11 protein-coding genes, 1 tRNA gene and 1 pseudogene are annotated in these 13,842 nt (G+C 70.2%); 4 read left to right on the top strand and 9 right to left on the bottom strand.

The genetic code is table 11. From position 1 onward, the window contains the following. The first annotated feature begins 64 nt into the window (after positions 1-64). On the top strand, positions 65-1,858 hold the full coding sequence (locus OP86_RS18990) for a hypothetical protein (protein WP_234434814.1): 1,794 nt from the start codon (positions 65-67) through the stop codon (positions 1,856-1,858). Here the strand turns inward: OP86_RS18990 and OP86_RS18995 are convergent. Continuing rightward, positions 1,809-3,941 carry a tetratricopeptide repeat protein gene (locus tag OP86_RS18995; RefSeq protein WP_324604084.1) on the bottom strand — a complete coding sequence of 711 codons (2,133 nt, stop codon included), beginning with the start codon at positions 3,939-3,941 and terminating at the stop codon, positions 1,809-1,811. The two genes, OP86_RS18990 and OP86_RS18995, sit on opposite strands and share 50 nt — an antisense overlap. A 1,034-nt stretch (positions 3,942-4,975) precedes the next feature. Between OP86_RS18995 and OP86_RS19000 the strand changes: the two genes are divergently transcribed. Next, entirely contained in the window at positions 4,976-5,296 is a 321-nt protein-coding gene (locus tag OP86_RS19000) for a hypothetical protein (RefSeq protein ID WP_030056622.1), read from the top strand. A 21-nt stretch (positions 5,297-5,317) separates the two neighbouring features. Here the strand turns inward: OP86_RS19000 and OP86_RS35940 are convergent, their stop codons facing one another. The 5 genes from OP86_RS35940 to OP86_RS19025 all read right to left on the bottom strand — a co-directional run bounded on the left by OP86_RS35940 (position 5,318) and on the right by OP86_RS19025 (position 8,975). Then, complete coding sequence (locus OP86_RS35940; RefSeq protein ID WP_106973452.1) at positions 5,318-5,866, bottom strand: type VII secretion system-associated protein; 549 nt, start codon at positions 5,864-5,866, stop codon at positions 5,318-5,320. A gap of 50 nt (positions 5,867-5,916) precedes the next feature. Next, complete coding sequence (locus tag OP86_RS19010) at positions 5,917-7,644, bottom strand: putative T7SS-secreted protein (RefSeq protein ID WP_030056620.1); 1,728 nt, start codon at positions 7,642-7,644, stop codon at positions 5,917-5,919. A gap of 4 nt (positions 7,645-7,648) precedes the next feature. Further along, positions 7,649-8,221 carry a hypothetical protein gene (locus OP86_RS19015; RefSeq protein WP_157849782.1) on the bottom strand — a complete coding sequence of 191 codons (573 nt, stop codon included), beginning with the start codon at positions 8,219-8,221 and terminating at the stop codon, positions 7,649-7,651. Further along, positions 8,214-8,627: a hypothetical protein gene (locus tag OP86_RS19020; RefSeq protein WP_234434801.1), complete on the bottom strand. Its 414-nt coding sequence runs from the start codon at positions 8,625-8,627 to the stop codon at positions 8,214-8,216. The genes OP86_RS19015 and OP86_RS19020 overlap by 8 nt, the downstream gene beginning before the upstream one ends. A 274-nt stretch (positions 8,628-8,901) precedes the next feature. Further along, positions 8,902-8,975: transfer RNA gene (locus OP86_RS19025), tRNA-Gly, on the bottom strand. Positions 8,976-9,251: 276 nt separating this feature from the next. Here OP86_RS19025 and OP86_RS19030 point away from each other — a divergent pair. Continuing rightward, positions 9,252-9,473 carry a hypothetical protein gene (locus OP86_RS19030; protein ID WP_030056617.1) on the top strand — a complete coding sequence of 74 codons (222 nt, stop codon included), beginning with the start codon at positions 9,252-9,254 and terminating at the stop codon, positions 9,471-9,473. Between the two features lie 71 nt (positions 9,474-9,544). Further along, positions 9,545-10,120: a dCTP deaminase gene (dcd, locus tag OP86_RS19035; protein WP_030056616.1), complete on the top strand. Its 576-nt coding sequence runs from the start codon at positions 9,545-9,547 to the stop codon at positions 10,118-10,120. Positions 10,121-10,202: 82 nt separating this feature from the next. On the opposite strand, the gene OP86_RS19040 is transcribed toward dcd, so the two are convergent. From OP86_RS19040 to manB, 3 genes and pseudogenes are all read right to left on the bottom strand, one after another. Then, positions 10,203-11,093: an alanyl-tRNA editing protein gene (locus OP86_RS19040; RefSeq protein ID WP_030056615.1), complete on the bottom strand. Its 891-nt coding sequence runs from the start codon at positions 11,091-11,093 to the stop codon at positions 10,203-10,205. An 86-nt stretch (positions 11,094-11,179) separates the two neighbouring features. Next, a complete protein-coding gene (locus tag OP86_RS19045) occupies positions 11,180-12,235 on the bottom strand; it encodes a Yip1 family protein (protein ID WP_030056614.1) in 1,056 nt (351 codons plus the stop codon). Positions 12,236-12,459: 224 nt separating this feature from the next. Further along, a pseudogene (gene manB, locus OP86_RS19050) lies at positions 12,460-13,533 on the bottom strand (mannose-1-phosphate guanylyltransferase); the annotation flags it as partial. Positions 13,534-13,842: the final 309 nt, after the last annotated feature.

A 13,842-nucleotide genomic window follows, 5' to 3' on the forward strand; every position in this document is an offset into this window, starting at 1 on the left:
TCCGACTCCAAGATCGGAAACGGTGGCCGCAGAGGCCTCGAAGTGGAAGGGCTGGGGTGGCAACGTGGTCGAGGACCTGAAGCACTGGGTTCGCGTACCGGTGGGGCCCGATGCGGCCCGATGGGCCACCCGCGGGCGGTGTCGACGAGTCCTGCTGGTCATCCACAACGTGACAGCGGCGACGCGGTTGCTCGATGTGCTTCCACTATTCCGCGATGATCTGCGCCTCCAGGTACTGGCGACCTGCACCGGCTCGTCGCCCTTCCAGTCGGGCGTCGAGGAGCTGCTGGCTTCGATGGGCGTGCCGGTCCTGCCTTGGGAACAGGCCCTCACCGTTCCCGTGGACCTGGCGATATCGGCGAGCTTCGGCGGCCAACTCGATGCCGTCAAAGGCAAATTGACAGTCCTCTCTCATGGCGTCGGATACAATAAAAAGCTGGCGACGCCGGACGCCGGACGCCGGACGCCGGACGCCGGACGCCGGACGCCGGACGCCGGACGCCGGACGCCGGACGCCGTGTTCGGGCTCGGGCCGGAGTGGATCCTCACCGCCGAAGGCGTCCCGATCGCGGACGCCATGGTCTTCTCACACCCCGAGCAGATCAGCCGGCTCGCCGAATCCTGCCCCGAGGCCGTGCCGACCGCCGTACTGGCCGGCGATCCCTGCTTCGACCGCATCCTCGCCACCCGGCACCACCGCGACCGGTACCGGCGGGCCCTGGGGGTGCGTCCCGGGCAGCGCCTCGTCCTGCTGAACTCCACCTGGAATCCGACCTCGCTCTTCGGTGACTCCGGCCCCGAGGACGTCCTCCCGCTCCTGCTGCCCCGGCTGACGTCCGAGCTTCCCGCCGACGAGTATCGGGTGGCAGCGGTCCTCCACCCGAACATCTGGCACGGCCACGGCCCCGGCCAGATCCGCCTCTGGCTGGACAAGGCCCGGCGGGCCGGGCTCGCCCTCGTCGACCCGCTCGAAGGCTGGCGCCAGGCCCTGCTCGCCGCAGACGTGGTCCTGGGCGACTTCGGTTCGGTCAGCTACTACGCCGCTGCCTGCGGCACCCCCGTGCTGCTGGGCGCCACGGACCCAGAGGCCCTCGGAGCTGGGTCGCCCGTGGCTGAGTTCGTCCGGGACGCGCCCCACCTCGATCCGTACAGCGCGCTGCTGCCCCAGCTGGACAAGCTGCTGGCCGAACACCGTCCCCTCGAAGGGCCGGCCACGCTGACCAGCTCCGTTCCGGGACAGTCGGCGGCCCTGCTGCGCAGCCTCTTCTACCGGATGATCGGCATCCCCGAGCCGACCGCCCCGGCGGTGCTCGACCCGCTGCCGCTACCGCCGTACGAGCCACCGCTCCGCACCGCTCCCCTGCGCGTACTCACCCTCACCACCGCGGACGGCACCATCGCCGTACGGCGCTTCGCCGAGCCCCGGTACGAACCCGACGGCGCCGAGGGCGAGGGTCACCTCGCCGTGCACGAGGACACCCTCGATCCCGGTGTGCTGGAGTCGGCCGACGTCATCTTCCGGTACGGCGAGCCCGACGACCCCCGGTTCGGCTCGCCCCACGAGTGGGCGGCCGAGGTCCTCGACCGGTACCGCTCCGCCTCGCTCGCGGCCTACGTCACCGGCCCTCGTGAGTGCGAGGTGCTGCACCGCGGCGGACTGCGGTGCCGGCTGACCTCCGACACCGCCGGAGATCCGGCCGCACACGCGTCGGCGCTGCTCGCACGGCTGCACACCGATCCGGCGGTTGTGGCACCGGCGCCCACCACCCTGACCGTCAGGACCGGCAGCCACCTCGCGCGGGTGCTCGTCACGGTTGTTCGGGAAGGCACTGGGCGCGCAGCCCGGCCAGGTAGTTGAGGTGGATGGTGGCGTTCTCCTGGCTCAGCAGCGCGACGGCCTCCTCGATCAGGGGTAGCGCCCCAGTGTGGTCGGCCGCGTCGAGGCGGAGCTCCGCGAGGTCCGTCAGCACCCGGGCGGTGTTGTAGCGCTCGCCGCTTTCGCGGAAGAACTCCCGTGCCGTGGTGAGCCGTTGCTCCGCCTCGTCGAACCGGCCGAGGCCTCGTAGCGCCCGTCCCCGGTGCCGGTGCAGCAGCGCACGGGCCCGCGGCACATCGGCGGCGCCGTCGTCGGCCGGGCCGATCCCGTCCAGCAGCCCGTCCGCCTCCTCGAAGCACTCCAGGGCCGGCCGGAAGCGCCACTGGCGCAGCCGCAGCAGCCCCAGCGACTCGACCGCCGTCGCCCGGCCGCGCGCGTGCCCGGCCCGGGCCTCGTCGTCCGCGGCCGTCAGCAGCTCGCGTTCGGCCTCCTCCTCCTGCCGCAACTCCATCAGGGCGAAGGCCAGTTGGGTGTGCATCCGGCCAGCCGTTCGGGTACCCGGACAGTGCCGGCCGGCGGTACGGGCCCCGGCCCTCAGCGCGGGCAGCAGGGCATCGTGGCAGCCGGCCTTGAGCTGCACGGCCCAGAGCGCCTCGACGGTCTGGCAGACCGTGTCGAAGCGGCCGAACTCCTCAGCGGCGAGCACGGCTTCCACCAGGTTGCCCGCCTCGGCCACCAGCGCGGCGACCGCCGTGCCCTCGTCCTCGTACGGGCCCGGCCCCAGCTCGGCGTACAGCGGGCCGAGGTGCCAACGTTCCTTCAGCGCCGCATAGTCGGCCCGAACGGCGAAGCGCAGGTACCAGTCCACGGCACGGGTCACGGCCGCGGCGCACCCCGCCAGGCCGTCCTCGCGGGCCGCGGCTTCCTCTGCGTGGGCGCGCACGGCCGGCCGGTACCGGTAGCGTCCGTCCCCGGTGCTCTCCAACAGCTGGAGATCCGCCAGTTCCGCCAGCGCCGACTCCGCCTCGGCCTCCGAAACCTCGGCCGTCGTCGCCACCACCGCCGCGTTCAGCGAGGGCCACGGTCGCAGCGACCCGAGCCGGTAGATCCTCGCCGCCTTCGCTCCGAGCCGCCGATAGGCCTCCTCGACGACGGCCCGCACCGGGGGTTGGGGATTCGCCGGATCGCCGCCGCCGAACGACGCCGTGGTCAAGTACGGGGCCATGGCTCGCAGGGCGAACGGGGAGCCGGCGCACCGCTCCAGCACCGAGGGAAGCGCGGCGCGGGCCGTCGCCATGGCCGGCCGTCCCGCCAGGTCGGCCAGCAACCGCTTGGCGTCCTTGTCGGACAACGGACCGACGGGGATGGTGACCGCATCCAGACCGGTGAGCGGACGGCGGGCGACGATCAGGGTGAACACCCCAGGCGCCGCCGTGATCAGCGGTTTGACCTGGGCCGCCGACTGCGCGTGGTCGAGCACGACCAGCAGCCGCCGGTTGGAGAGCAGGGAGCGGAAGAGGTCGATCCGGTCCTCCACAGCGGGCGGAACGTACTCCGCGGGTACGCCCAGGCGCAGCAGGAAATGCCGCAGAACCGTCGCAGCCGTCGGAGCAGTGCTCACCGAGCCGCTCCAGAGATCCGTGTACAGGGTCCCGTCCGGGAACCGGCCGGCCTCGCGTCCTCCCCAGTGGAAGGCGAGCGCACTGGTACCGATCCCCGCCGGACCGTGCAGGACAGCCACCTTCGGCAGACCGTCGGGCTTGCGGTCCGCCTCACGGTCCAGCAGCGCCAGCGGGCCCTTCCGGTCGGTGAAGAAGCGGGCCGAGGCCGGCAGCAGCTGCGGCACCCCGTGAGCGGCAGCCCCTCCGGTGCCCTTCCCACTCATCACAGCGGCGAGCGCCCTCGCCTGCTCGGGGCTGCGCAGCGCCTCCGCCACGAGCAGTCCCGCCACCGACTCCCGCTCGGCCTGCCCGACCGGCGCCGGCACCTCCCGCCCCACCGCCCGGGCCACCAGCCCGCCCACCGTCTCCCAGGCCCGCTTCCCCGCCTCGTTGGCCATCCCCGCGCCGGCCGCGCCCAGGAAAGCCGTCACCATCGACAACGACAGCGGATCCACCGCACCCACCCCCGGTCCTCCGTGGGGCAGAGGTTCACCAATGCCCCAGCCTGTTGCATCCGGCCCAACGGTAGCCTGCCGAAGCAAGCAGTCGAAGGGCCTCGGGCTGCCACGGCAATGGTGAGAATCTCGGCTCAGAGACCCGACCAGAACCGCGCCCGGTATCCCTCTGACGCAGTCAGACCTACCTGCGAAGCTCTGCCCATGACGGCAAACATCGCTCTCGACTCTCATCGGACTGCCAGATGTGGTGGCGACCCCTATCGTCTCAGTGATCACTGTGGCGGGTGCCCTCATCCTGAGGAAACTACGCATACCGACAACGACTGAAGACACTTCGACGGCAAACCGAACTGACCAGCCCGGCATTCCAGCGGAACGCGCCGACGTTCGACGACAGGATGTTCCGCCAACGCGTATCGAACAGTGACCTGTCTGTACCGCCCCTGGCACGGGCCGAACCGGCAGATAGGTCCCCCGGATCCGGCAATGACCTGAATTCGCTGGCCGGATGCGACTCACAGCCCGAGCAGCGTACCTATCCGGCGACGCGCGTCAGCACGGTTTCCCAATCTAGGTCCAGTCACTCGGAGGCCGATGCAATAGTCACGAATGCGTCGATTCCGGTTGGCGTCTTCTGGGTCGGCCCCTCTGTCCGCCAGTCAAGTTCTGTTCGGCGGCGAGCATCCGAGCGGGCAGCGAGCGCAGTGGCTGCCGGGCGATGACGGCGGAGAAGACCACCTCCGCCAAGTCCTAGCGGCTGCTCAGGTCGATCACGGAGACCGCCGTCGTCGAGATCCGAAGCGCCCGCCGCACACGAGCTACCTCCGACACTACAGCGGAGGTCTGCGAGGCCCAGCCGCCAGCGGTAGGTGGTGCCCGGCCAGTCTCCCGCCGGCCGGGCACCGCTTCCGTCGGCTCGCTCCTACTTCTGCCCGCCACCTCAGGTGCTGCCTACCGCCCCGTCGACCGACTCGCGTGACAGCCTCAGTCGTGAACTCAGTATCCTTCATGGCCTCCGACCAGCCCATGGAGCTTCTTCGATGAGCAACGAGCCTTACCTGCCCACGGAAACGCAGTACAGCGATCTGCGAGCGTTCGTGCGGAACCTCGAACGACAAGCAGAGCTCGAGCAGCGCGGGCAGAAGCTCGGTCCAGCAGTGAACTCCATCTATCTCGCATGGGACCGGATGGCCATCGGCTACGTCGCTCTACTCGGGAAGGAGCGGGCTACGCCCGAAGCAGTCCAGGCTGCAACTCGGGCATGGCGAATCGTTCTTGAGATGCTTGAGGTTTGGCGAGACAACCCGCTCCTGCCCGAATCGCTGCGGGAACCCGTGAAGGACGCGGCCAGGTACTACTGAGCGGGACGCGCTGGTCGCCTATCAGCCGGCCAAGTCATCCAGGGAAAGTGTGACCGAGGGAACGGCACCCGGATTGATGCGCAGATCCAGCCCACGTGTCATCTCGGTAAGCTGCCGCCCTGTCAACCTCATTGCTCCCGGCCAATGCGGCGGCAGGTAGCGCTCCGACGTGCACGCCTCCAGGATGTCCGGTCCGTCCGCGCCCGGCATGACATGGAGATTCAGGTGACCCGGTTGCGCAAACAGAAGCAGGTCGGAATCGAGGAGTGCCGCCTTCAAAGCCTCCTCGCTGCCGTACCCAGCTGCCGCCCACTGGAGCGCTTCCTCCGCTACATTCTCTGGTCTCGACCAGCCTCGCGACTGTGGCGAAGGTCGGTAGTTCGGGTTGTGCCGAAAACGAACCAGTTCTCCGTTGGAGTCGACCTGCCAGCCACCCATTACCGCGTAGCTGGGCACCTCTCCGTTCGGATCACAAGCCGGATCGATCGTATAAATCCAGCCCCCGCGCCGACGGCGAGCCTCGGCACGTAGGGCCTCGGCGATCGGGGGATTGACCGGGCCATAATGCACTGCCCATCCTACCTTTCAAACCACTAATCGAACTGCCGGACCACCCGAGACTAAGGCGCGGCCGGGTTGACCCCGTGAGCAGGTTTATATCGCGGGTTCGGGATCCACTCGACTGGACTCCTATTGTCATCCAATCGCCAGGCGCCCTTGACATTTTCAGCCTTGACGCCGCCAGGGAAAGCGATCTCGCTCTCATGGGCGTGGTTGTAGTCGAAATCCTCAAGTGTCTTGTTTATGTCAATACCACCGGGAGCATCGATCTCGTACTTGAAATTCCTCGGAAGGCTGTAGGCAGGATCCCGGGTCGCACCCACGAATATTGACTCACGGTTTGCCTGCGCATACCCCCAGAGACTGTAATTGTCGTTGTTCTGCGGCTTGAAGCCGGGGCTCCCGTCCCCGAATATCTCGTCTGGGTGCCGATCGTCGTAGCGCCACAGCGGCTCAGAGCTCTCACGCCAAACGGGTTTGTATCCGCGCGCACCGACATCGATCTTCTCGATGTCCACCGGAGTCACGGCCGCTTCGGTCCTGCCAGCGTCACGTGCGGCCTTCTCCGCAGCCTCCCGCGCTGCATTTTCGGCGGCCTCCTTGGCGGTGTCCTTGGCTGCGTTCTCGGCCACGGCGACGGCTTCGCGTTCGGCTGCGGAGACCGCGACACTGCCGCCTCCGGTTTCGGGGGCGAGTAGCAGGTTGCCGAAGAGTTTGCCGGCGGCTTCGGCCGGGTCGGAGCCCCAGCCGCTGCCGACGAGGCCCTTGACGGCCTCGGCTGGGTTGTTGGCGGCTGTACCCAGACCGGCTACGAGGCCAGAGAGACCCGTGGCGTACTCGGCGGGGTGCGTGATGTTGTAGGGGTCGAGCGGGTTCACGCTGCGCAGGAGCTTGTTCAGGTCGACAACGCTCTTCACGACTCCGCCGCCGAAGTGGACGGCGAGCTGCGGGACCGAGGTTGCGGTGTCCATCACGTCGGCCTTGAGGATCTCCGTCCGGCTCGGCATCGCCGGGGCGGACTCCACGAGCGCCTTGACAGTCGCCAGTGCCGTGCGGGCGGCCGAGTCACGCTGGGTGCGGGCGGTGTCCAGCTTGTCCTCGGCCTCCTTGAACTGGGCGACCGCGTCCGCAGGGGGCTTGAACTCGCCGGGGTTGGCCGGCGGGTTCCCCTGGCGCTGGTCGACCGGCGTCGCGTTGTACGCCTTCAGCCGCAGGTCGTAGGTCATCGCGTCGTTCATGAAGGTCTTCGCGGCGGCGTCCGTCTTCTTCTGCGCCTCCTTCCAGATCCGGACGGCGTCCTTGGCTTGATCCTGCGCCCAGCCGACCGTGTGGGCGTAAGCGGTCAGGGCGGCGCCGGCCTTCGCGAAGGAATCCGCCGCCGCCAGCCACTGCTTGGGCTGCGGGTCGAACTCCCGGCGGAAATTGTCAGCGGCCTCTCCGGACCAGTGGTCGATGTCCAGCCGGGTCAGGCCCTGGCCGCCCTTGTCGAACGCGTCGTGGAACTTCTGCAGGTGACCGGCGACCTCGTTCAGCTTCTTGGCGTCGCCGTGCAACAGTTCCTTCGGGTCGTCACTCTGACCGAGGTTGCGTTCGGCTACCTTGAGGCCGGCGTCGTCGGCGATGTCGTCGCCCCAGCCACTGACGGTCTGTCCGGCGCCGTGCAGGCCGGCCGCGTCGAGTGCCTCTCCAGCCAGGTGCCCGCCTTTCTGCAGGCCCTTGGCGACGAATTTCGTCCCGCTGTCGACGGCGTCGTCGACGAAGTCCAGGGCGTCTCCGAGGAATCCCACGACGTCACTTCTCCGCGGCCGGCGGGACGGGGCCGACCGTCGCGGTCAGCGTCATGTTGACGATGCCAGGTTTCTGGACCGCGTCCTGGGCCGCCTTCTGCCACTGCTGCTTGATGTCGGCTTCGGCCTTGTCGAACGACTTGCCTGAGTAGTCCGGGTGCATGATGTCGTTGATCGGGTTGTCGCCCCACACCTGCGACCACGACTCGTGCTCGACCTGTTCCTCGGTCAGGTGGGGGTTGCCGATCACGCCGGCCACGACGTCCTTCGACAGCCCGCTCGCGTACTGCTCCTGCTCGTAGTAGGTGCCGGCCGCCAGGCCGATCTTGCTCGCCGTGTCCGAGCCCTTCACCACCAGCGACCTGACCGCCCAGTTCCAGCGCTCGCAGAACTCCCCGAACGTCGTCGACAGCTCGTAGTCGCCGGCCTCCATCCCGCCCAGTTCCAGCTCGGTGAATCCGCGCCCACCCTCCGCGATCCCGGCCATACCGATCGACTTCAGCTCGGCGATCACCCCGTTGAGGCCGTCCGCCACCAGCTTCAACGCCTCTGGATCCGCCTGATAGCCCTCACCCAACGCCCACACCCCCCATCGTCACCGGCCCGTCCAGGGCCACCTCGTCCGGCACGATCCCCCGCACTGGCGGAAAGAGCATCGGCTCCTTCCCCGCCACATCCAGCGCGATCCCCCCTGGAACACCAAGCCCCGGCACTGCCACATCCAACAACCGGCTACCGAACACGGTCATGTACGGGAACCCGTCCAGCGGCAGTCCCTTCGACCGCACGAACGCTGCCAGCTCCTCCGCGGACGAGAACGCGAAGATCCACCGCAGACCCCCCTCGTCCGCCGTCCACACCGTCTCATCACCCCACAACGGCACCAGCACCGCACTGAGCCGAAACTGCGCCAGCATCACCGACGGATCCCCGGCCCCCGCCCGCAACATCCGCACCTGGTGCACCAGGCCTGCATTGCTCAAGTCCGCCCCCGAACATATTTAATGGAAACAGTATCCAAAGATCATGGACCTGATCCCAGAGTCGCCCTATCGCAGCGGCAGTCCTGACCGCGCACTCCCCGATCGCCGGGGCACCTCAACCTGGCCCGCACGGCACGCCCGACTCAAGCAGCGCCCGCTCACTGGTCGCTGCGCTGCTCAGCCAAGGGCCTTCTGGCACGCATCTGGCACGGCAGAGTCGGATTGGCCCGGACAACGCGAAAGCCGCAGGTCGTATGACCTGCGGCTTTCGGTATGGAGCGGGCGACGAGAATCGAACTCGCGCTCTAAGCTTGGGAAGCTCATGTTCTACCATTAAACTACGCCCGCCTGATGAGCCGTCAGAGACCGCTCGATCCAGTGCCACTGTACCCCATTCGCGACTGTGGTTGCACAAGGGGTCCGTGGGTGCGGCGGAGCGGGTGGGGGTGGGTGCGGGGGCGTACTGTGTGGGCCGCGTGCGAGTGCTCCGGCGGGTGGGACTGGGGGCGGCGAGCCACGGTGAGGAATGTCCGGAACATCCCCTAATGTGACGCTGTCCCGGGGCTCGGCCGCCGGGGCGTGTGAGTACGGGTGAGTACTGGGTTAGGGATGGGAAGGGGATCGATGGAGCAGCGCGCCGTCGTTCGTTGTGCCGAGGGGCACCTGTTCAGCACCACCACGTTCCCGATGCAGAACCTCGGTCCCGGCCGGCTCGGGCCCGGGCGGTTGATCCGCTGTCCGCAGTGCGGACGGCTCCGGAGCTCGGTGCTGGCCGACGTGCGGGAGCTGTCGGAGCCGCAACTGGCGCAGGCGATGCGGCTGGAGGCCGCGGAGTTCCTGGCCTGACGGTCGGCGGACGGGCGGGTGGGCCCCGGGCGGATTCGTCCGGGGCCCTTTCTTGCACGTAACCTCGAAGCGTGCTGCTCTCTGACAAGGACATCCGGACCGAAATCGACCTGGGCCGGGTCTCCATCGACCCGTTCGACCCGGCGATGATCCAGCCGTCGAGTATCGACGTGCGCCTCGACCGCTTCTTCCGCGTGTTCGAGAACCACAAGTACCCGCACATCGACCCCTCCGAGGAGCAGCCGGACCTGACCCGGCTGGTCGAGCCGGACGGGGACGAGGCGTTCATCCTGCACCCCGGCGAGTTCGTGCTGGCCTCGACGTACGAGGTCATCACGCTGCCCGAGGACGTGGCGTCCCGGCTGGAGGGCAAGTCGAGCCTGGGCCGGCTGGGCCTGCTCACCCACTCCACCGCGGGCTTCATCGACCCCGGGTTCAGCGGCCACGTGACGCTGGAGCTGTCGAACGTCGCGACGCTGCCGATCAAGCTGTACCCGGGCATGAAGATCGGGCAGCTCTGCCTGTTCCGGCTCTCCTCGCCGTCGGAGCACCCGTACGGCTCGGAGCGTTACGGCTCGCGCTACCAGGGCCAGCGCGGCCCGACGCCGTCCCGCTCGTACCTGAACTTCCACCGCACCGAGATCTGAGCCGGGACGAGCCGAAGGCACCCAGAGCGCACGCAGACGGGCGGCCACCCCTCACCGCGAGGGGTGGCCGCCCGCGGCGTTCTCAGGCCCGCTTGGGGCTGGTGACGGCGACCAGCTCGGTGCCGTCCTCGGAGAGCCGCAGCTCGGTGCGGAGTTCGGCCAGCTCGCCGAGGTGGTGCAGGTGGGTGCCGCCGCAGAAGATCTGCGCGCCGCCCTCGGGCAGCTCGCAGTGCCACTGCCGGCGGGCGGTGAGCTCGGGGCCGGGCACCTCGATGCGGACCGGGGCGTCGGCGGCGACCCAGGCCGCGAGCCGGTCGTTGACGGCCTCGGTGAGGGCAGGCAGCGCGTCGGCCAGGGCGGGGAACTCCTCGGTGGCGTCCACCGTGAAGCCCTTCTTCTTCAGCGACTTGCCGAGCCGGTAGGTGTCGGTGCTGGCCTCGGTGTCCATCACCGAGCCGGCCATCGCGAGGCTGTCGAAGTCCGGGTTGCCGAAGGCGTCCGAGCGGCCCGGGTCCTTGCGCCAGCGCGGGGCGAGCGCGGCGTTGAGGGCGAGGGCGAGCAGGTGGCAGCCGCTGTGCGAGGCGCTGAGGGCGCCCCGGCGGTCGGCGTCGACGGCGAGCGCGGCGGTGCGGCCGACGATGTCGCCGGGGTCGGTGCCGAGGACGTGCAGGACCAGCCAGGACCACTCCTCGTCGCCGCGCCGCACCGGGATGTCGGCGCCGACGAGCAGGGCGTCGTCCTCCGGGCCGACGGCGCCGGTCAGGCAGTCGACCACGGCCAGCTCGGTGCCGTCCACGGTGAGGGTGCCGTGGTCGGCCGGCTGGTCGGGCCAGGTGTGGTCGAGCGGATGGAACGGGGTCGCCTCGGTGACGACGGCGTAGCGGCCGTCGGCCAGCGGGTGCACCGCGAGCACCGGGGACTCGCCGGTCACCGCCCCGGCCGGGAAGCTGACGTGGGTGGTGGGGAGGGTCATGCCTGGCTCCGGTGCACTCGGGACGAAGAGGGTCGGCGGGCCCCGGCACTCGGCCGCGGCCCGCCCACCATTCTGCCCTTCGCCCGTCAGCCCAGGGTCGGCAGCTTGATCAGTACCAGCAGCGCGAGCAGTTGCAGCGCCGAGGCGGCGGCGGCCTTGCCCCAGGGCAGGTCGTGCAGCCGCCGGACCATGCTGGTCAGCAGGAAGGCGCAGAGCATCCAGGTCGCCCAGCCGACGACCTGGACGACGGCACTGCCGGAGGGCAGCACCAGGTCGAGCAGGAGCCGGGGCGCGTCGGTCAGCCAGCCGATCAGCGCGGCCAGGCCGACGGTGGACTTCCACGGGCCGTCGCCGCCCAGCTGGCGGGCCAGCGCGTAGGTGACCCCGCCGAAGATCGCGCCGGCCACGGTGAAGCCGACGGCGGCGGCGAGGATGCCGGTCAGCGCCACGGTGAAGGTCGAGTTGACGATGTCGTCGTGGGTCAGCCCGATGCCGAGCACCGCGAGCGCGCCGTACAGCAGCGAGACGGTGAGGGCGGGCAGCCAGACCTGGTGGTCGCGGGTGCGGTCGAACATCGCGGTCGGGCTGCGGAACAGGCCGACGAACAGCTCGCGCCAGTGCGGGCGGGGGCCGGCGACGTGCGGGGCGGACTGGCCGCCGGCGCGGTAGACCGCGACGTTGTCCTGGCCGTACCCCTGCTCCTGGCCGTACCCCTGCTCCTGGCCATACGCCTGGTCGTGGCCGTACCCCTGGTCCTGGCCGTACGGCGGCGGCTGCTGCCCGTAGCCGTCGTCGTAGGAGCCGTAGGAGCCGTGGGAGCCGTAGGAACCGTAGGCGGCGTAGTCCTGGTCCGGGTGCTCCGGGTAGGGCCCCTGCTGGAGCGGCTGCTGACCGTACGGGCCGCTGCCCGCGTACGGGTCGCCGACCGGGAAGGCCCGGGTGTTGCCGGGGTGGTCCGCCCCGTACGGGTCGTGCCCGTTGCCCGCCGGCTGCCCGGGCGCTGCCGGGTGCGGGGCCGTGAAGTACTCCGGCCCGTCCGTGCGTCCGTGCCCCCCGGGCGCCCCCGCCGGTGGCGGAGGGGCCGACCACCCGCCGTGCGGACGGTCGGCGCCCTGACCGCTGTCGTATCGATTACCAGCCACGCTCCGAAGGTACCCGTCCGGCCCAGTCCTCGTCGGCCCCGGACGAAGCCGGGGCCGGTTTGCAGCGAGGCTGAGACGAACGGGGCCGAAAGCCGCCCCGCGGCGTCAGCAAGCGGGACGGGGAACGGGGCGGGAAACGGGAGGCCCCGTTACCGCTGGGCGCTGACCGACGGCCCGTGCACCGCGGCCGCCGCGCTGGTGCCGGCCGGGCAGCCCCCCGGGCCGGCCGAGGTGCGGACGGCGCCGACCGGCAGCAGGGTGCCGCAGGCGATCCGGATGCCGTTCGGCAGCTCGTTGTCCGACTCCACGATCGCGCCGTCGCCGATCACGGCGCCGTCCAGCGCCGAGCGGTCGCCGATGGTCGCGTAGGCGCCCACGATCGAGTCCTTGACGAGGGTGTCCGGGCCGATCACCGCGCCCGGCAGGATCACGCTGCCCTCGACGATCGCGCCGGCCTCGACCACCGCCTCCTCGGAGACCACGGTGCCGCCGCTGAGCACCGCGCCGGGGTGGACGGTGGCGCCGGGCAGCAGCAGGGCGTCGCCGGTCGGCCCGGGGACGGCCGGGGAGTTGACCTTGCCGAGCACCAGGTCGGCCGAGCCCCGGACGAAGGCGCCCGGGGTGCCGAGGTCCAGCCAGTACGAGGTGTCGACGACGCCGCGCAGCAGCGCGCCGGTGGCCAGCAGCTCGGGGAAGGTCTCGCGCTCGACGGACACCTCCCGGCCGGCCGGGATGCGGTCGATCACGGACCGGGTGAAGACGTAGCAGCCGGCGTTGATCTGGTCGGTGACGATCTGCTCCGGGGTCTCCGGCTTCTCCAGGAACTCCAGCACCCGCCCGTGCTCGTCGGTCGGGACGAGGCCGAAGGCGCGCGGGTCCTCGACCCGGGTGAGGTGCAGGGTGACGTCGGCCCCGGCGGCCACGTGGCCGTCGCGCAGGGCGGCGATGTCGACGCCGGAGAGGATGTCGCCGTTGAAGACCAGGACGGGCTCGTCCGGGCCGCAGGTGAGACCGGAGGCCGCGTTGCGGATGGCCCCGCCGGTGCCGAGCGGCTCGCGCTCGGTCAGGTAGACCAGTTCGATGCCGTACGGGGTGCCGTCCTGGAAGTGGTCCTCGAACACCTCGGCCAGGTACGAGGTGGCCAGCACGACGCGGGTGACACCGGCGGCGGCCGCGCGGGCCAGCTGGTGCGCGATGAACGGGACGCCTGCCACCGGCAGCATGGGCTTGGGGGTATGGGTGGTCAGCGGACGCAGTCGCGTGCCCTTACCACCGACCAGCATGATCGCCTCGGTCATGGTCTGCGCTGTTCCCCTTGTGGTCTCTGCGGCCCGGCCCTGGCGGCCGATACCTCCGTCGGTGGTCTGGACCCGGCCGGCCGGCCGGGTCGGTCCCCGTCCGGCCCTGCGGCCGGAGCGGGAGGACCGGCGCGGAGCCGGTCCGGCGCCTACTGTATTTCCTTCCAACCGAATGCCCGTCCGGCGCCCGTGCGATTGGCGTCACGCGCCGTCCGGCCGCCGTCCCGCCGGACGTCGGCTCCGACGCCAACTGCCCGGCCCGGTAGGCGCGTTGACGGCGTCCACCGGGCCGGGCAGTTGTAGCAGAAC

The organism is Streptomyces novaecaesareae (genome assembly GCF_000716875.1).
In the GTDB taxonomy this organism is placed as follows: Bacteria; Actinomycetota; Actinomycetes; order Streptomycetales; family Streptomycetaceae; genus Kitasatospora; species Kitasatospora novaecaesareae.